Origin of the sequence: Pseudomonas sp. GM79, assembly GCF_000282495.1 — a bacterium.
GTDB lineage: Bacteria > Pseudomonadota > Gammaproteobacteria > Pseudomonadales > Pseudomonadaceae > Aquipseudomonas.
On record NZ_AKJE01000095.1, the window covers coordinates 47,128 to 66,266 of the forward strand.

The window sequence follows — 19,139 nt, forward strand, 5'->3', positions numbered from 1 at the left end:
CTTTGTTGGAGTTGTTCGTGGCTCAATCCTGCCACAGCACCGCCTCGCTACGCTCGCTCCATTCTTCGAAGCGCGCACCGTAAACTGCTTCGATCATGTTGCGCTTGATCTTCAGGGTCGGTGTCAGGAAGCCGTTTTCCACCGCCCAACTGTCCTTGACCACCACCAGCCGACGCAAGCGCTCATGCCTGTCGAGGACGCCGTTGACCTCCTCCAGCAGTTTTTCCAGGCTTGAATGTAAGCCCGCCCGGGCCGATCCCTTCGCGTCCTGCTGACCGACTGCCGACAAAACGCACAAACCCAGTGGTGCGCTCAGCCCATCGCCAACCACGCACACTTGTTCGATCCGCGCATGCACCGCCAGGCGATTTTCAATCGGTGCCGGGGCAACGTATTTGCCTTTGCTGGTTTTGAATATTTCCTTCAGGCGCCCGGTCAGGCGCAGGTTGCCTTCGGCATCTTCCTCGCCCTTGTCACCGGTACGCAGGAAACCGTCCTCGGTGATGGCTTCGGCGGTTTTCCCAGGCTCCTTGAAATAGCCGAGCATGGTCGCGCCGCTGCGCACCAATACTTCGCCGGACGGCTCGATGCGCACTTCGACTTCCGGGCATGGCTTGCCGATCCAGCCGGGTTTGTTCTGGCCTGGCAGGCCGATGTGGGAATAACCGCAGCTTTCGGTCATGCCGTACACCTCCAGCACATCCAGCCCCAGTTTTTGGTACCAGAGCAGCAAGGTCTGCGGCACGGGCGCAGCACCGGACAAGGCAATGCGCAAGGCGTCCAGCCCCAGCCCGGCAAGGACTTTGTGCCCTACCCGTTTGCCAATGAACGGCAAGCCGAGCAGGAAGTCGAGGCGTTTTGCCGGGATCTTGCTGTAGACGCCCATCTGGAATTTGGTCCAGATTCGCGGCACGCCGAACAGCGCGGTCGGCCGGGCACGTTTTAGATCAGTGAGAAAGGTATCGAGGCTCTCGGCAAAAAATACCGTTTGCCCGGTATAAATCGACGCCAACTCGACAAACATCCGTTCGGCGACGTGGCACAGCGGCAGGTAGGACAGCAGGCGATCGGACTCATTCAGGCCAAATAACTGCGTGCCACGAGTGGTGGCAAAGCCCAAGTTGCCAAAACTGTGCATCACGCCTTTGGGTTGGCCCGTGGTGCCAGAGGTGTAAATAACAGTCGCCAGTTGATCGGCGGTGGGTTTGGGGTCGTCCTGAATCGGCGAACTGCGCTGCAGATCGGCCCAGCTGAAATCGAAAGTGCCGGCCGGGCACAGCGGCAGGCTGATGGTTGGCAGGTCGGATCTGACCCCGGCGGACATGCCCGGCCAGTCATCCAGCTTGCCAATGAACACCAGTGCAGCTTCGGAATGATCGAGCACCTGGGCCACGGAATCGGCGGTCAGATTGGGATACAGCGGCACCGAGACATGCCCGGCCATCCAGATCGCCAGGTCGGCGATGATCCAGTGGGCGCAGTTTTTCGAGATCAGCGCGATGTGGCTGCCTTGTGGCAATTCGCGAGCCCGCAGCCAGTGAGCGGCACAGCGCGCCTGATGGCCGACGTCGGCCCAGGTCAACGTTTCGACCTGGCCGCCCCCCGTCGGCTGAACCAGAAAGCGCTGGCGGGGATGACGGGTTTCACGCTCGTAGAAGGCGTCCAATGGCAAACGGAAAGTAGCAGACATGCGACTTGCTCCATTATTTTTTGTCTGGAGCAAGCGTAGTCAACCAAGCAAGTGCTTGGTTGACTATTTCATATAAAAAATCAGGAGCAACACAACCCTTGTGGGAGCGGGCTTGCTCGCGAAAGCGGTGTGTCAGGCGACATTGCTGCCGACTGACACTCCCTCTTCGCGAGCAAGCCCGCTCCCACATTAGCCCGGTTTCTTCAGGCCTAAGGGTGCTTGATGCCGTTAAGCTTCATCGACCCGATCAGCAGTTCATTGTTCTCAAGCTCAGCCAGGCCGGCGGTGCTGACTTTTTCCGGTGGATGGCCGGCGCCGTGCTGCAGATAGCTCAGCAAGTTGCCCACCAGCGGATTGTGACTGACCAACAGGACTTCACTCACCGATACGAGCTGCTCCGCCACCTTGTCCGGATCGGTATCCGGGGTCAGCCAGTCGACCGTGCGGATCTCCGGCGCGAAACCGAGCGCCGTGCGCACAATTTCTGCCGTCTCCTGCGCTCGCTGATAAGGACTGGCATAAATGGCAGTGAGCGGCTGGCCGATCAATTCCGCCGCAGCACGCAACACCTCTTCACGGCCGTGGGCGGTCAATGTCCGCTCGGAGTCGGGGCGAGTACCGTGAGGTTCGGCTTCACCATGACGCAATACCCAGAGTTTCATAGCTTCGGTTCCTCATCTCGGGCCGGGTGCGGTGCTGGCGCCACAACGTGCGGGGCTTCACCTTCCGGTGTACGCGGCGTCGGCCAGTCGGCGAACGGCCAGGGCTTCTGGTCGCTGTGAAAGCTGCCGAAACGACCGATCTGCGCCAGAAACTGGCTCAGACTGTCGCCGAAATTCATCAAGCTGGCGCTCGGTGCGCCATAAATCAAACGATAGATCAGCTGTACAAACACCACCGCACCGAGGATCAATTGCGCCACTTGCCACACCAGCACATAGACAATCATCCACAGCACCCGCAGCAGGATGGATTCGTACTTGGCTTCTACCTTCGGATCATTCATGTTTCGCTCCCTGCCCTGTAGATGGGGTATTTAGTTGAAACCGCTGGTGGAGATAAAATCGACGTCGGTTTTAGGCTCGGCACGCATCAGTAGACCGATGACCTGCTCCAGCGTGCGCCCTTCGAAGAGGATGGCATGCAATCCGGCGACCAGCGGCATATACACGCCTGCTTCCTGCGCCTTGGCCTTGAGTACCTTCAGGGTGTTCACGCCTTCGGCGACTTCGCCAAGACGCGTCACCGCATCCTCAAGGCTCAAACCCTGGCCGAGGGCAAACCCGACCTGGTAATTCCGGCTTTTGGGCGACGAGCACGTCACGATCAAGTCGCCCACGCCCGCCAGCCCAAGGAACGTCATCGGGTTGGCACCCTGATTCACCGCGAAGCGGGTCATTTCCGCCAATGCCCGGGTGATCAGCATGCTCTTGGTGTTTTCACCCATGCCCAATGCCACCGCCATGCCGGCGATGATCGCGTAAACGTTTTTCAACGCCCCGCCCAACTCCACGCCATAGCGGTCGGCGCTGGCGTACACACGAAAGGTCTTGCCGTGCAGCGCTTCCTGGACCCGTTGGCAAAGCTCTTCGTCTTCGCTGGCGACCACCGTGGCGGTCAGGGCGTGCTCGGCGATTTCACGGGCCAGATTCGGGCCCGACAGCACGCCGATGCGCGCTTGTGGGGCGATTTCTTCGAGGATCTCGCTCATCAGCTTGAACGTATGGGCTTCGATGCCTTTGGTCAGGCTCACCAGCAGTTTGCCGCTCAAACGTTCGGCGTGAGGGACCAGCACCGCGCGCAACGCGCTGGACGGCAGCGCGACGAAGCACAGGTCGCAGGCCTCCAGGGTGGCTTGCAGGTCTGTGACCGCTTCCACTGCCGGAAGAATCTTGATGCCTTTGAGGTAACGCGGGTTCTCACGATTGACCCGAATGGCCTCGGCCTGTTCCGGGTCGCGCATCCACATCCGGACCTGATGCCCATTCTCGGCCAACAGATTAGCCACGGCGGTACCAAAACTTCCGCCTCCCAGGACCGCAATTGGGCGCTGTTCAGTCATATGCAATCCGTTAATCCATACCAGTGGCGATGCCGGCATTATACGGAGCGGCCCGGTCGCGGCCAGCCCCAGCATCAATTACCGACACTTGTAGGAAGAAGACCAAGAAAACCGAGGAAAATGCCCATAACGTGACTGGAAAAGTCTTTGCGCTCGGTTAACATGCGCGCCAACTAACCGCTATCAAGGCCGTGCCGTGTCTTTTGGCTTTCCCCGTGCTCGCTCGCCGCTGGTATTGGCGCTGATCTTCAGCTCGCCATTGCTGGCCGACGATCTGTTCCTCGACAATGATCCGCTGCCGCAAGTGCTGACCGCAACGCGCCTGAAGCAATCGCCTGCGGCCGTGCCGGGAAGCATGACGGTGATCGACAGTGAACTGATCAATGCCAGCGGCGCGCGGGATATCAGCGAGCTGCTGCGGCTGGTGCCGGGGATGATGGTCGGCAATATCAGCGGCAATCAGGCGGCGGTGAACTATCACGGCACCAATGCCAGTGAAGCGCGGCGCATGCAGGTGTTGATCGACGGCCGCTCGGTGTACCGCGCCGGCCTGGCCACGGTGGACTGGAGTGATATTCCGGTGGCCATGGAAGACATCGAGCGCATCGAGGTTTTCCGTGGCCCGAACACCGTCAGCTACGGCGCCAACGCGCTGATGGCGGTGGTCAATATCATCACCCGCAAACCGGCCGACAGCCACGGCACGCGGCTGAAAATCACCCGTGGCCAGCGCGGTATCAATGATTTCTACGCTAGCCAGGGCATGGGTTGGGACAGCGGCGACTTGCGTCTGTCGTTGTCCGGGCAACAAGATGATGGCTTCGACTCGGATCGCACCGGCGCCGATTACCGCGACAGCCGTCGCTTGAACCGCTTCAGCCTCGCCGTCAGCCAGACGCTCAATGACAACCAGAGCATCGACTGGCAACTGAATGCCAAGGACGGGACCAACCAGCGGCCCTATACCTACCGTCCGGTGTTCTCTGGGATTACCGCCGCCGGGAACAATTCCGACGTCATCGCCAAGGATTATGCCGGCTCGCTGCGTTGGAACCTGGACATCAATCCCGATCACAGCCTTTATGTTCAAGGCTCGGCGCAACACTGGGATCGCCAGCAAACCTGGCGTGCCTGCGACGCCGAGGTCTCGTTCAGCCCGGAACTGACCCAACTTTGGCAGCTCAATCCCAATTACACCGAACGTCTGGCGCGCAACATCGCACGTTTCGCCGGCCTCGGCGCGCCCCCCGGCACAGCGGCGGAACAAGCCCTGGCCAATCAGGTTCTGACGCAATGGCGAAACGGCGCCAGCAAAACGCTGTGCGGCGACATTGACCAGAGCGCCCGGGAATCACGCTATGACCTCGAACTGCAAGACACGCTCAGCCTGTCCGACAGTCTGCGGCTGGTCAGTGGCATGAACTATCGTTACGACCGGGCAAATTCCGAGACCTACTTCAATGGCACGCTCGACGACACCACCTGGCGGGCGTTCGGCCAACTCGAGTGGCGCGCCACCGAACACTGGTTGTTGCAGGGCGGTGCGATGTACGAAGACACGCAATTGACCGGCAACTCGCTGACCCCGCGGGTGGCGGTCAATTACCTGATCAACCCGCGCCACGGCTTGCGCGCGGTGTATTCGGAAGCCATCCGTTCGCCGGACATGTTCGAGAACAACGTGAACTGGAGTTATCAGGTGACCAACCTGAAGCCCAGTGCCTACGGCCAGTCCAGCGCCCGCTATTTCGTCAAGACCCGTGGCCCGGGCGACCTCGAACAAGAACGCATGCGCTCTCGGGAATTAGGCTACAACGGCTACTTCGCAGAGTGGGGGCTGGCGGTCGATGTGAAGCTGTTCTACGACGAAATCACCGGCATGATCAGCGAACCACTGCGCAACAACCAGTACATCGCCAGCAACTCGAACAGCTCGCGCTTCACCGGGACTGAAACCCAACTGGATTGGCGCGTCAGCAGCACCGATCGTTTGCGCCTGACCTATGCCTATGTCGATGCCGAAGCCAGCAACCCGCTGGATGCACAACAGACTGCGCGCAACAGCGGCTCCGCCGGTTGGCTACGCAGCTGGGGCCAAGGCTGGAACAGCGCGCTCTTCTACTATGGTGCCGATGCCCTCAATGGGTATCGCTTCGAACGGGTCGACACCCGCATCGCCAAACGCATCGGTTTGGGCAAAGCCAATCTGGAGCTGGCCGGGGTCCTCCAGCAACGCCTCGACAATCAGCCCACCACTTTCGTCGACAACAACTACGACGATCGCCGAGTGCTCTACTTCAGCGCGGAGCTGGAGTTCTAAGATGCAACATCGCCCGTCACCGAAGACGCCAACCCTTGGCCGCCTGCTGGCGGGGTTGTGCCTGGTGTTTATCGGGCTGCTGTGCAGTCTGCCGGCACGGGCCGCCGACATTCTGCTGACTGGCGCCGAGGACAATCCCGGCGTGCAGTCTTTCGTTCAAGCCCTCAGCGAGTTGCGCCCCACCGACAATGTGCGCTTCCAGCCTGTCGCCAGCCTGCCGGCGCCAGGCCAATTGCCCGTCGGCACCCGCCTGGTGCTACTCGACTTGCCCAGCCTCGACTGGCGCTTGCAAGACGCCCAAGGCCCGGCGACGCTGGTGTTGCGCATCAGTCGTTTGCAAGCCCATCAACGCTTGGGCAATGACCTGCCATCGCACCTGAGCCTGCTCTGGAGCGATCCGCCGCTGCACCGACAGTTGCGCCTGACCCGACTGCTCCTGCCTGAGGCCCGCCGGGTCGGTGTGCTTTTCGACAGCCACAGCGAATTCCTTTTGAAAGAACTGCGTCAGGCTGCCCTGCCCTTGGGCCTTGAAGTGGTCACCGAGCGTTGGGATAACACCCATGACAGCCGCCCCTTACAGGCCCTGCTGAAAAACAGTGACGTGCTGTTGGGCCTGGACGACCCTGATCTGTACAACCCGAAAACCGTGAAAAACTTGCTGCTCAGCAGCTATGCCCGGCAACTGGCGTTGATCGGTCCCAACGCAGCCTTTGTCAGGGCCGGTAGCCTGGCCAGTACTTACAGCGACCAGAACGATTGGCTGAAGATTCTCGACGAACTGCTCGACCGCCCCTCGAGCACCTGGCCACGCGCACTTTATCCGCAACACTTCAAGGTCTTAAGCAACCCGCAAGTGGCTCGTTCACTGAGTATTGAACCGATGAATGAAGCCTCTGTCGCAACACAGCTGGCCGAAGGAGAACGCCGCCCATGACCTTCCGTCGCGGTTGGGACATAAATACCCGCACCCAGATCATCAGCCTCGGCCCGGCCCTGTTGCTGACCTTGCTGCTGATCAGTTTTTTTACCTTCGTGCGAATCCAGGACCTGCGCCAGGAACTCAATCACACCGGTCAGCTGATCGCCAATCAACTGGCGCCGGCCACCGAATACGGAGTGATTTCAGGCAACAACGAGGTGCTCGAAAGTTTGCTCAAGGCCACCCTGGCCACACCCAACGTACGCTTTCTGGAAGTACAGGACAGCGCCAACCGGATTCTGGTGTATGTCGAGCAACCGTCGGAAGCACACAACCGCTCGCATCAAGTCGAAGTGTTCCAGGCGCCGGTGCGCCTGCAACGCATCGCGCTCAACAATGACTTTTTCCAGAACAGTCGTACCGTTGCCAGTGCACCGGGCGAGGATTATCTGGGCCGGGTGATCGTCGGCCTGTCCAATGACGCGTTCAACCAGCGCCAGCAGGAAATCCTCTTCAAGGCCGGGATCCTCGCCTTGTTCGCTCTGCTGTTTACATTTCTGCTGGCCCGGCGCCTGGCCAGCAGCCTGTCTCAACCGATCCACGACATCGGCAATGCGGTCAAGGCGATCCAGGAAGGCGACTACAAAACGCCCCTGCCGATTGTCGACGACACCGAACTGGGCGCCCTGTCGCAACACATCAACAACCTTGCCCAGGGCCTTGAGCAAGCCAGTCGTGAACAGCATCAGGCCATGGCGCAATTGATCCAGACCCGCGAAGAAGCGGAAAAGGCCAACAATGCCAAATCCGATTTCCTGGCGATGATGAGTCACGAGTTGCGCACGCCGATGAATGGCGTGCTGGGCATGCTGCAACTGCTGGAAACCACTGAGATGACCGAGGAGCAGATCGAATACGCGGCGCTGGCCTCCGAATCCACCGAACACCTGCTCAAAGTGATCAATGACATTCTCGATTTCTCGCGCATCGAGCGCTCGGAACTGGAGCTGGAACATATTCCGTTCAACCTCGCAGACCTGATCAGCAGCTGCGCCCAGTCGTTCCAGCACAGCGCGGTGCAACGCGGGCTAGACATGCAACTGCGGATCCCCGAAGACATGCGCCCCCTTCAGGTTCAGGGCGATCCAACGCGAATCCGGCAGATTCTGGTCAATCTGGTGGGCAACGCGCTGAAGTTCACCGAACGGGGCCGCGTCACGATCGAACCGCAGTGGCAGTCCCTGGATCATGAACTGCTGTGGTTCACCTGCACCGTACGCGACAGCGGAATCGGCATCCCGCCCGCTAGCCTGGAGTTGATGTTCAACGCGTTCCAGCAGGCCGACAGTTCTATTTCAAGACGTTACGGCGGAACCGGGCTGGGGTTGCCGATTGCCCGCACCCTGGCTGAGCGGATGGGTGGCACCTTGCGCGCGCAGAGCGAAGAAGGCGTTGGCTCGGCGTTCACCCTGGAAATCCCTTTGGCGCTGTATAAGCAGCCACTACCGGTGCTAACCCCGCGAGGGCATACCGGCGATGACCACGGCGAAGGCCGCAATGTGCTGCTGGTGGAGGACAACCCGGTCAACCGCACTGTTGTCGAAGCAATGTTGCGCAGTCTGGGCTTTACTGTCAGCGTCGTCACCGACGGTGCACAAGCAGTACGCAGTGCCGAGAATCTGACTTTCGAAGCGATTCTGATGGACTGCCGACTGCCGGTCATCGACGGCTACGAGGCCACCCGACAGATTCGTCGATTGCCCGGCTGCGCTGATGTGCCGATCATCGCCCTGACGGCCAATGCGTTGCAGGGTGATCGCGAAGCCTGTTTATCGGCGGGTATGAACGATTACCTGGCCAAGCCCTTCAAACGCACTGATCTGCAGCAAATTCTGCAGCGGTGGGTGCAGTAGAACAGGCCATTCGGCTATCTGCGACTGGCGTGAACGACGAAAGTGCGGCAGTCTTAGGCACCCGAACAGGCCCGAAAAGGGGCTTGAATAATAATTTCAGTGCACAAGTGTACATTCATGTCCTTGGTGCTGTGACTTTCACCACAACGCAATAGTCTATGAGTAGGCTGCTGACTCGAGGCATGAACGCTTCGATCGGCCGGGAAGATTCGCCCCACCCTGCCGCATGGACTATTGAGGAGCTCGCATGACCAAACAAAACGCCTTTACTCGGGAAGACCTGCTGCGCTGCAGTCGCGGTGAGCTGTTCGGCCCAGGTAACGCGCAACTGCCCGCCCCGAACATGCTGATGGTCGATCGCATCACCTTGATCAGCGAAGAAGGTGGCAAGTACGGCAAAGGTGAATTGGTCGCCGAGCTGGATATCACTCCGGACCTGTGGTTTTTCGCCTGCCACTTCGAAGGTGATCCGGTGATGCCGGGCTGCCTGGGCCTCGACGCCATGTGGCAACTGGTCGGCTTCTTCCTCGGCTGGCAAGGCCTGCCGGGCCGCGGTCGCGCCCTGGGTTCTGGCGAAGTAAAATTCTTTGGCCAGGTACTGCCAACCGCCAAGAAAGTCACCTATAACATCCATATCAAGCGCGTCCTGAAAGGCAAGCTGAACCTGGCCATTGCCGATGGTTCCGTGACCGTCGACGGCCGCGAAATCTATACTGCCGAAGGCCTTCGGGTCGGCGTTTTCACCTCCACTGACAACTTCTAAGGGTTATCCGCATGCGCCGCGTCGTTATCACTGGTCTGGGCATCGTTTCGTGCCTGGGCAATGACAAAGAGACCGTCTCCGCTAACCTGCGTGCAAGCCGCCCTGGCATCCGGTTCAACCCGGAATATGCTGAAATGGGTCTGCGTAGCCAGGTTTCCGGCTCCATTGACCTTCCCCTCGAAGAGCTGATCGATCGCAAGATCTATCGCTTCGTCGGCCATGCGGCGGCTTACGCCTACCTGGCCATGAAAGATGCCATCGCAGACTCCGGCCTGACCGAAGAGCAGGTTTCCAACGTGCGTACCGGCCTGATCGCCGGTTCCGGTGGCGCGTCAACCTTGAACCAGATGGAAGCGCTGGACATCCTGCGCGAGAAAGGCGTCAAACGCGTAGGCCCGTACCGCGTCACGCGGACCATGGGCAGCACCGTTTCGGCTTGCCTGGCGACGCCGTTCAAGATCAAGGGTGTGAATTACTCGATCTCCTCCGCGTGCGCCACCAGTGCTCACTGCATCGGTAACGCTGTGGAGCAGATCCAGCTGGGCAAGCAGGACATCGTGTTCGCCGGCGGCGGTGAAGAAGAACACTGGAGCCAATCGTTCCTGTTCGACGCCATGGGCGCCCTGTCCAGCCAGTACAACGAGACCCCGGAAAAAGCTTCCCGTGCCTACGACGCCAAGCGTGACGGTTTCGTCATCGCCGGCGGTGGCGGTATGGTCGTGGTCGAAGAGCTGGAACACGCTCTGGCCCGCGGCGCGAAAATCTACGCGGAAATCGTTGGCTACGGCGCGACCTCCGACGGCTACGACATGGTCGCCCCAAGCGGCGAAGGCGCCATTCGCTGCATGCAGATGGCCATGGCCACCGTCGACACTCCGATCGACTACCTGAACACCCACGGCACCTCGACTCCGGTCGGCGACGTCATGGAAATGAAAGGTGTGCGTGAAGTGTTCGGCGACAAGGCTCCGGCCATCAGCTCCACCAAGAGCCTGTCGGGTCACTCCCTGGGCGCCGCCGGCGTTCACGAAGCGATCTACTGCCTGCTGATGATGGAAGGCAACTTCATGGCGGGTTCCGCCAACATCGACGAACTGGACCCGGAAGTGGCAGACATGCCAATCCTGACCAAGACTCGCGAAGACGCCACCATCAACACGGTGATGAGCAACAGCTTCGGCTTTGGTGGCACCAATGCCACGCTGGTACTGAAGCGCTGGCAGGCGTAAGAGCTGCCGCAGGCTGCGATCTTTTGATCTTTAGCGCCCGTTAAGACGCTGAAAAGATCGCAGGCTTCGCCAGCTCTTACAGGTTTCGCATAAACCTGATAGAGCCCACACAAAAACGCCCCGACTGGTTCGGGGCGTTTTTGTGTGCGCTCGAATAATGGGGAAACACCACGATCCTTGTGGGAGCGGGCTTGCTCGCGAAAGCGGTGTGTCAGGCAAGATGTTGTCGGCTGACACTCCCTCTTCGCGAGCAAGCCCGCTCCCACAGGTTCAGCAGTGTTCAATCCATCGGGCTCAAGCTGCGTTTTCTGCCTTGTGAACATGAAACATTTGTCATGAAACTCAATGGCCTGCGACTGAATGTCGCGTATTTCGCGGGCTGCAGGACTTTTGCCGATTCTGCAAGAATGGGTTGCCGAACTCTGCCGTTTACTTAGCCAGCTAACAAAACATATAACGGAGGCCTGCACACGCCTTGCTGCAGATAACAGAGATTGGAGCTAGCAGATGACTGTAAAAGTAACTGAACGCGACGATTCACATATGTCCCATGAAGGCATCGCCGCCGGTATCCGCATCTGGGATGTACATCAACAAGACCTGTTGGTCGGGATGTTCCACTCCGAGACCGAAGCCCACAAATACAAGGCCGAACTTGAAACACTGGAGCAGCAGCGCGAAGCGCGTTCTGCATAATGACCGCAACGACTAACGCCTTTAACCAGTGAGAAACTGTGGCGAGGGAGCTTGCTCCCGCTTGAGTGCGTAGCACTCACAAAAATCGGCAATTGCTGCCAGATTTTCAGGGCCGCTACGCAGCCCAACGCGAGCAAGCTCGCTCGCCACAAAGGTTTACCACATCAGATCGTCAGGAATCTGATAGGCCGCGTACGGATCGTCTTCGGTGCTGACTTCTTCTGTCTTCACATTCAGCTGCACGATGCGCTGTGGATCGCGCTCCTGAATCTTCAGGGCCGCTTCACGAGGGATCACTTCGTAACCGCCGGCATGATGCACGATCGCCAGCGAACCGCTGCTGAGCTTGTTGCGCATCAGGGTGTTGACGGAGATGCGCTTGACCTTCTTGTCGTCGACGAAGTTGTAGTAGTCCTCGGTGGTCAACTTGGGCAGGCGCGAGACTTCGATCAATTGCTTGACCTGGGCGGCGCGGGCCTTCGCTTCGGCTTTCTCCTGCTGCTGACGGTTCAGCTCCTGGTCGCGCTTGACCTTCTCGGCCATGGCTTCCTGAGCGGCACGCTGCTGGGAGTCATCGAGTTCAATCTGACCTTTGTGGGCCAGACGTTGCTGCTTCTGCTTCTCTTTGCCGACCTGTTTGGCCTGCTTTTGATTGACCAGCCCTGCTTTGAGCAACTGGTCGCGAAGGGAAAGGCTCATGGTGCTTATTTCTCACTTAGGCAACTGCTCAACCGCAGCTGGGCAAATTCTTTTCCTGACGTTTGGCTTCGCCCCACAAGGCGTCCAACTCTTCGAGGGTGCAATCTTCTATGGGACGGTGGGTGTCGCGCAATGCCTGTTCGATAAATCGGAAGCGTCTTTCAAACTTTGAGTTCGCGCTGCGCAGTGCGGTTTCCGGATCGACCTTGAGGTGTCGCGCCAGATTGACCACGGAAAACAGCAGGTCGCCGACTTCATCGGCAATCGCTGCCGAGTCATTGTCGGCCATGGCTTGGAGCACTTCATCGAGCTCTTCGCGAACCTTGTCGAGCACCGGCAAGGCGTCCGGCCAGTCAAAACCAACCTGCCCTGCGCGCTTCTGCAGTTTTGCCGAACGGGACAGCGCCGGCAACGCGGCAGGCACATCGTCGAGCAAGGACAACTGCTGCGGCGCCGAAGACTTCTCGGCACGCTCTTCAGCCTTGATCTCTTCCCAGCGTTGCTTGACCTGTTCTTCATTCAGACGCGGGATGTCCAGCGGCGCATACAGATCACCGGTGGGGAACACGTGAGGATGACGGCGGATCAGTTTGCGCGTGATGCTATCGACCACACCATCGAACTCGAAGCGCCCTTCTTCCCGTGCCAGTTGGCTGTAATACACCACCTGGAACAACAAGTCGCCCAACTCCCCCTGCAAATGATCGAAGTCGCCACGCTCGATGGCGTCGGCGACTTCGTAGGCTTCTTCCAGGGTGTGCGGGACGATGGTTGCGTAGGTTTGCTTGATGTCCCACGGGCAGCCGTACTGCGGGTCGCGCAGACGGTTCATCAGGTGCAGCAAGTCTTCAAGGCTGTACATCAATCACTCTCACTGCAAAACCCTTGTGGGAGCGGCGGTGCGACGATTCGACTTGCTCGCGAAGGCGGTGTGTCAGACAACATTGATGTCGACTGACACTCCCTCTTCGCGAGCAAGCCCGCTCCCACATTAGATCGGCGCTCATCATTACGGTGTGCGGTTACGGCGGGTTTCGATGATGTTCGGTAACTGGGAAATCCGCCCCAGCAACCGCCCCAGCGCATCCAGCCCCGGAATCTCGATGGTCAGGGACATCAACGCCGTGTTGTCCTCTTTGTTCGAACGGGTGTTGACCGCCAGCACGTTGATCCGCTCGTTGAGCAGCACCTGCGACACGTCACGCAGCAGACCGGAACGGTCGTAGGCGCGAATGATGATGTCCACCGGATAGGTGAGCACCGGCACCGGGCCCCAGCTGACCTGGATGATCCGCTCCGGCTCGCGCCCGGCCAGTTGCAGCACCGAGGCGCAGTCCTGACGGTGGATGCTCACGCCACGGCCCTGGGTGATGTAACCGACGATCGCATCCCCTGGCAGCGGCTGGCAGCAGCCGGCCATCTGGGTCATCAGGTTGCCGACGCCCTGGATCTGAATGTCGCCACGCTTGCCCGGTTTGTAGCCGGTGGCTTTGCGTGGGATCAGTTCCAGCTGTTCGTTGCCGCGTTCCGGCTCGACCAGTTGCTGCGCCAGATTCACCAATTGCGCCAGGCGCAAATCGCCTGCGCCCAATGCAGCGAACATGTCCTCGGCGGTCTTCATGTTGGCCTTCTCGGCCAGCTTGTCGAAGTCCACTTGCGGCAGGCCGAGGCGATTGAGTTCGCGCTCGAGCAAGGTTTTACCGGCCGCGACGTTCTGATCGCGGGCCTGCAATTTGAACCAGTGAACGATCTTCGCCCGCGCCCGCGAGGTGGTGATGTAACCCAGGTTCGGGTTCAGCCAGTCGCGGCTCGGCGTGCCGTGCTTACTGGTAATGATCTCGACCTGTTCACCGGTTTGCAGGCTGTAGTTGAGCGGTACGATCCGCCCGTTGATCTTGGCGCCGCGGCAGTTGTGACCGATTTCGGTGTGTACGCGGTAGGCGAAGTCCAGCGGTGTCGCGCCCTTCGGCAAGTCGATGGCGTGACCGTCCGGGGTGAAGATATAGACCCGGTCCGGCTCGATATCGACCCGCAGTTGTTCGGCAAGGCCACCAATATCACCCAGCTCTTCGTGCCACTCGAGCACCTGACGCAGCCAGGAGATTTTCTCTTCATAGTGGTTCGAGCCAGACTTGACGTCGGTGCCCTTGTACTTCCAGTGCGCGCACACGCCCAGCTCGGCTTCTTCGTGCATGGCATGGGTGCGGATCTGCACTTCCAGCACTTTGCCTTCAGGGCCGATCACCGCAGTGTGCAGCGAGCGGTAACCGTTCTCTTTAGGGTTGGCGATGTAGTCGTCGAACTCTTTCGGGATGTGCCGCCACAGGGTGTGGACGATGCCGAGCGCGGTATAGCAGTCGCGCATTTCCGGCACCAGTACGCGAACCGCGCGCACGTCGTAGATCTGGCTGAACTCCAGACCCTTGCGCTGCATTTTGCGCCAGATCGAATAGATGTGTTTGGCCCGACCGCTGATGTCCGCATCGACGCCGGTGGCCTGCAACTCGTCTTTGAGTTGGGTCATCACGTCGGCAATAAAGCGCTCGCGATCCAACCGTCGCTCGTGGAGCAACTTGGCGATCTGCTTGTACTGGTCTGGCTCAAGATAGCGGAAGGACAAGTCCTCCAGCTCCCACTTGATATGACCGATACCGAGGCGGTGGGCGAGCGGCGCGTAAATGTCGAACACTTCACGGGCTACGCGGTTGCGCTTCTCGTCGTCGGCGGTTTTCACCGCGCGGATCGCGCAGGTGCGTTCGGCCAGCTTGATCAGCGCGACGCGCACGTCGTCGACCATGGCCACCAGCATCTTGCGCAGGTTTTCGACCTGGCCCTGAGTGCCCAGCACCAGGGATTGACGGGGGCTCAGGCTGGCGCTGATCGCCGCCATGCGCAACACGCCGTCGATGAGTTTGGCAACCACCGGACCGAAGCGCTGGCTGACCGCCGGCAACTGGATCTGGCCTTCGCGCACGCCGCGGTACAAGACTGCCGCGACCAACGAATCCTGATCGAGTTTGAGGTCGGCGAGAATCTCGGCGATCTCAAGGCCCGTGCGGAAACTCGAGGTCCCTTCGGACCACAGGTTCTTCGCCGCATTGGCTTGTTGTTCGGCCTCGCGAGCGAACTCGCAGGCTTCCTTCAAGGCTTCGCGATCCAGTGCCAGATCGACACTGACCGCATGATCGAGCCAAGCCTCGAGGTTGATACTGCCGTCAGTATTGATCGGCTGGTGTGCTCTCACCTGTACCATCTTGCTTTACCTTCCCTACGACGCAGATTCAATGCGTCAAATCGCTGACCTTTGCTGCCCGTGTGCACTCGCGGGGCTAAGACGAATGCGCTTTGCACGAGCGGGTCAGTCGGACCAGACGAGCCGTCCTAGCTCGCTTCAAATAACGCCATGGCCTCGACATGTGCCGTCTGAGGAAACATATCGAGAATCCCGGCACGTTTTAACCGGTAGCCCTGCTTGATCAATTCGACTGTGTCGCGCGCCAGCGTTGCAGGGTTGCACGACACATACACCAATCGTTTGGCGCCCAGGGACGCAAGCTTGCGTACCACCTCGAAAGCGCCGTCGCGAGGTGGGTCCAAGAGTACCGCACAAAAGCCTTCATCGGCCCATTCGGCATCGGCCAAAGGCTGGGATAAATCGGCCTGAAAAAACTTCGCATTATGCAGATTATTGCTGACAGCATTCGCGGCGGCACGCTCGACCATCGCCTGCACCCCCTCCACCGCCACCACTTCGCGAACGGTTGTGGCCAGCGGTAAAGCAAAGTTGCCTAACCCACAAAACAAGTCCAGAACCCGCTCATCAGATTTCGGTGCCAACCACGCCAACGCCTGGGCCACCATCGCTTCGTTGACCCCGGCGTTGACCTGGATGAAATCTCCCGGCCGATACGCCAGGTTCAAGTCCCACTGCTCAAGGCGATAGCCCAGTGACTGATCGGCCTCGACCGGTTGCGGCTCGCCGTCGCCATGCAGCCACAACTGGGCTTCATGGAACGCGCAGAAGTCCTTGAGGATGGTCATGTCGGCTTCGGACAACGGCGCCATGTGCCGCAGCAATACCGCCAATGACGAACCGCTGAACAACTCCACATGCCCCAGCGCCTGAGGTTTGCTCAAGCGCCGCAGCATCTCCGGCAAGCGGGTCATGATCGGTTGCAAGGGCTGTACCAGCACCGGGCATTCGTTGATAGCGACGATGTCCTGACTGCCGGCAGCACGGAAGCCGACTTCGAGTTTTTTCGCTTTCATGTCCCAACGCACCGCCACTCGGGCGCGACGACGGTAGCCGAACTCCGGACCGCTCAACGGCGCTGCCCACTCTTCAGGTTCGACACCGGCAACCCGCGACAATTGCTCGGCGAGCATGCGCTGTTTCAGGGCGAGCTGTTCGTTGTGGGGCAAATGCTGCACGCTGCAACCGCCGCAGCGAGCGGCATGAGCGCACGGTGCCGGGCGGCGCAATTCACTGGCCTGGAACACGCGCTCGGTGCGCGCCTCGACCACTTTGCCGTGGGCACCCAAGACCCGCGCCTCGACGTCTTCACCGGCCAATGCGCCGATGACGAACCAGGTGCGACCTTCGAAAAACGCGATACCGCGACCGTCATTGGCCAGGCGCTCGATGGTCAAGCGCTGCTTTTTGCCGGTCGGGACTTGCGGGGCCTTGCTGCCGCCCGTGGGCTGGAAGCGCAGGCCTCTCTCTTGCTTGGCCATCAGTTGGGCGCGTCGAAAATGCCGGTCGACAAGTAACGGTCGCCACGGTCGCAGATGATCGCGACGATCACCGCATTTTCAACTTCTTTGGACAGGCGCAGCATCGCCGCCACGGCACCGCCCGAAGACACGCCGCAAAAGATGCCTTCTTCGCGCGCCAGACGACGGGTCACGTCTTCGGCTTCGCTTTGTGCCATGTCGACGATCCGGTCCACGCGCTCGGCCTGGTAGATCTTCGGCAGGTATTCCTGCGGCCAGCGACGGATGCCCGGAATTGCCGAGCCTTCCATCGGTTGCAGCCCGATGATCTGCACGTTGTCGTTCTGCTCTTTCAAGTAGCGCGAAACGCCCATGATGGTGCCGGTGGTGCCCATCGAGCTGACGAAATGAGTGATGGTGCCTTCGGTCTGGCGCCAGATTTCCGGACCGGTGGTGGTGTAGTGCGCTTCAGGATTGTCACCGTTGGCGAACTGATCCAGCACCTTGCCGCGGCCTTCGGCTTCCATTCGCTGGGCGAGGTCGCGAGCGCCTTCCATGCCTTCTTCCTGGCTGACCAGAATCAGCTCGGCGCCATAAGCCGTCATGGCGGCTTTACGCTCGGCGCTGGAGTTGTCCGGCATGATCAGGATCATCTTGTAACCCTTGATCGCCGCAGCCATGGCCAAGGCAATCCCGGTGTTGCCCGAGGTCGCTTCGATCAGCGTATCGCCGGCGTGGATCTGCCCGCGCAATTCGGCACGGGTGATCATCGACAGCGCCGGACGGTCCTTGACCGAACCCGCCGGGTTATTCCCTTCGAGCTTGAGCAAAAGGGTATTGCTGGTGGCGCCAGGCAGGCGCTGCAAACGGACCAGCGGAGTGTTGCCGACGCAATCGGCGATGGTTGGGTACTGCAAGGTCATGGCGTATTCGCAATCCAGACTGCGGGGGCGCCTATCATACCGGCAAACGTGCGCAGGCCATATCACGCAAAGTAAGGGGCTTATGGCGAATGGGAATAAGAAGGAGATTACCCGCTCTTCTCCTGCTCAAAATCCAGCGCATAAAACTCATGCAATTTAGCCTGCAACAACTGCTTGTCCGGCAGGCGAGTCTGGTATTCGGCAATTAACGCTGGCGACAGGCTACGGTTAAGGGCGTACTCGACCACCTCGTCATCCTTGCTGGCACAAAGCAACACACCAATGGCAGGGTTTTCGTGGGGTTTGCGCTCATTGCGATCCAGCGCTTCCAGATAGAAATCCAGCTTGCCCAAATACTCCGGCTCAAACCGACCGACCTTGAGCTCAATGGCTACCAGACAGTTGAGCCCACGGTGGAAGAACAGCAGATCCAGGGCGAAATCACGCCCGCCGACTTGCAGCGGGTATTGGGAGCCGACAAAACAGAAATCACGACCCAGTTCGATCAGAAACTCCTTGAGACGCGCCAGCAGCCCCTTATGCAGATCGGTTTCGGCATGGCCGCCGGGCAGGTCGAGAAACTCGACCATGTAGGCATCGCGGAAAATCTCAAGCGCCGCAGGGTGAGTATGTCTTAGCACTGCGGAGGTTTTTGCCGGTTGGGTCACGCTACGCTCGAACAGCGCAGTTTTGAACTGACGCTCCAGCTCGCGCTTCGACCACTTCTCCTGAACCGCCATACGTAGATAAAACTCCCGCTCTTCCGGGAGTTTGCCCTGACTGAAGATGACCAGATTATGGGTCCAGGGTATTTGTCTCACCAGTGGTGAGACTTTCTCGTCCCCCCGGTAAGTCTCGTAGAACTGACGCATGCGGAACAGATTGGGGCGAGTAAAACCACGTAACCCTGGTTGAGTCTGGGCCAGATGCTCGGCCAATTGACTGACCACAGAATCGCCCCACTCAGCCTTTTCCAGCTTGCGACTGATATAGGCACCCACCTGCCAATACAGCTCAATCAGCTGGGTATTCACCGCCTGCATGGCTTGCTGTTTGGCACTTTTAATCAACGCAAGCACTTCATTGAAACGGTCGTCGGTTGCGTTGTCGGGGACGCTGGATGCATTCATGCCGAACTCCTTGAGGACGAGGAAAAACGCGAATCTATTCCGTCGAATCAGGCATAAGGTGTCGGCAATACCCTTTAGGAAA

16 protein-coding genes are annotated in these 19,139 nt (G+C 59.6%); 6 read left to right on the top strand and 10 right to left on the bottom strand.

Annotation, left to right across the window (positions count from 1 at the left end; all coding sequences use genetic code 11):
* Positions 1-22: 22 nt before the first annotated feature.
* The 4 genes from PMI36_RS05160 to PMI36_RS05145 form a co-directional block, all read right to left on the bottom strand.
* The gene (locus tag PMI36_RS05160) at positions 23-1,690 is read right to left on the bottom strand and encodes an AMP-binding protein (RefSeq protein ID WP_008074943.1); all 1,668 of its coding nucleotides are present in this window, start codon (positions 1,688-1,690) and stop codon (positions 23-25) included.
* Between the two features lie 209 nt (positions 1,691-1,899).
* Positions 1,900-2,352 (bottom strand): phosphohistidine phosphatase SixA, encoded by a 453-nt coding sequence (gene sixA / locus PMI36_RS05155; RefSeq protein WP_008074944.1) that lies wholly within the window; start codon positions 2,350-2,352, stop codon positions 1,900-1,902.
* Entirely contained in the window at positions 2,349-2,696 is a 348-nt protein-coding gene (locus PMI36_RS05150) for a DUF4389 domain-containing protein (protein ID WP_008011673.1), read from the bottom strand. The genes sixA and PMI36_RS05150 overlap by 4 nt, the downstream gene beginning before the upstream one ends.
* A 30-nt stretch (positions 2,697-2,726) precedes the next feature.
* Positions 2,727-3,752: an NAD(P)H-dependent glycerol-3-phosphate dehydrogenase gene (locus PMI36_RS05145; protein ID WP_032830618.1), complete on the bottom strand. Its 1,026-nt coding sequence runs from the start codon at positions 3,750-3,752 to the stop codon at positions 2,727-2,729.
* 196 nt (positions 3,753-3,948) lie between these two features.
* Here PMI36_RS05145 and PMI36_RS05140 point away from each other — a divergent pair, with 196 nt between their 5' ends.
* The 6 genes from PMI36_RS05140 (at position 3,949) to PMI36_RS05115 (ending at position 11,592) form a co-directional block, all read left to right on the top strand.
* Positions 3,949-6,072, top strand: a complete 2,124-nt coding sequence (locus PMI36_RS05140) for a TonB-dependent receptor plug domain-containing protein (RefSeq protein WP_008074949.1) — start codon at positions 3,949-3,951, stop codon at positions 6,070-6,072.
* A 1-nt stretch (position 6,073) separates the two neighbouring features.
* Positions 6,074-7,006 carry a hypothetical protein gene (locus tag PMI36_RS05135; RefSeq protein WP_008074956.1) on the top strand — a complete coding sequence of 311 codons (933 nt, stop codon included), beginning with the start codon at positions 6,074-6,076 and terminating at the stop codon, positions 7,004-7,006.
* Complete coding sequence (locus PMI36_RS05130) at positions 7,003-8,904, top strand: ATP-binding protein (RefSeq protein ID WP_008074957.1); 1,902 nt, start codon at positions 7,003-7,005, stop codon at positions 8,902-8,904. Before PMI36_RS05135 ends, PMI36_RS05130 begins: the two co-directional genes overlap by 4 nt.
* Before the next feature lie 247 nt (positions 8,905-9,151).
* Entirely contained in the window at positions 9,152-9,667 is a 516-nt protein-coding gene (fabA, locus tag PMI36_RS05125; protein WP_003179264.1) for a 3-hydroxyacyl-[acyl-carrier-protein] dehydratase FabA, read from the top strand.
* Positions 9,668-9,678: 11 nt separating this feature from the next.
* On the top strand, positions 9,679-10,896 hold the full coding sequence (fabB, locus tag PMI36_RS05120) for a beta-ketoacyl-ACP synthase I (protein ID WP_008074958.1): 1,218 nt from the start codon (positions 9,679-9,681) through the stop codon (positions 10,894-10,896).
* Positions 10,897-11,403: 507 nt separating this feature from the next.
* Entirely contained in the window at positions 11,404-11,592 is a 189-nt protein-coding gene (locus tag PMI36_RS05115) for a hypothetical protein (protein ID WP_008011665.1), read from the top strand.
* Positions 11,593-11,748: 156 nt separating this feature from the next.
* On the opposite strand, the gene PMI36_RS05110 is transcribed toward PMI36_RS05115, so the two are convergent.
* From PMI36_RS05110 to PMI36_RS05085, 6 genes are all read right to left on the bottom strand, one after another.
* The gene (locus tag PMI36_RS05110; RefSeq protein ID WP_008074959.1) at positions 11,749-12,291 is read right to left on the bottom strand and encodes a DUF2058 domain-containing protein; all 543 of its coding nucleotides are present in this window, start codon (positions 12,289-12,291) and stop codon (positions 11,749-11,751) included.
* Between the two features lie 28 nt (positions 12,292-12,319).
* On the bottom strand, positions 12,320-13,153 hold the full coding sequence (mazG, locus tag PMI36_RS05105) for a nucleoside triphosphate pyrophosphohydrolase (RefSeq protein WP_008074960.1): 834 nt from the start codon (positions 13,151-13,153) through the stop codon (positions 12,320-12,322).
* A 147-nt stretch (positions 13,154-13,300) separates the two neighbouring features.
* Positions 13,301-15,544, bottom strand: coding sequence for a GTP diphosphokinase (relA, locus tag PMI36_RS05100; RefSeq protein WP_008074961.1), 2,244 nt, complete (start codon positions 15,542-15,544; stop codon positions 13,301-13,303).
* A 128-nt stretch (positions 15,545-15,672) separates the two neighbouring features.
* Entirely contained in the window at positions 15,673-17,025 is a 1,353-nt protein-coding gene (rlmD, locus tag PMI36_RS05095; RefSeq protein WP_008074964.1) for a 23S rRNA (uracil(1939)-C(5))-methyltransferase RlmD, read from the bottom strand.
* On the bottom strand, positions 17,025-17,927 hold the full coding sequence (cysM, locus tag PMI36_RS05090) for a cysteine synthase CysM (protein WP_007899067.1): 903 nt from the start codon (positions 17,925-17,927) through the stop codon (positions 17,025-17,027). The genes rlmD and cysM overlap by 1 nt, the downstream gene beginning before the upstream one ends.
* A 107-nt stretch (positions 17,928-18,034) precedes the next feature.
* Positions 18,035-19,057 carry a PDDEXK nuclease domain-containing protein gene (locus PMI36_RS05085; protein WP_008074965.1) on the bottom strand — a complete coding sequence of 341 codons (1,023 nt, stop codon included), beginning with the start codon at positions 19,055-19,057 and terminating at the stop codon, positions 18,035-18,037.
* Positions 19,058-19,139 lie beyond the last annotated feature (82 nt).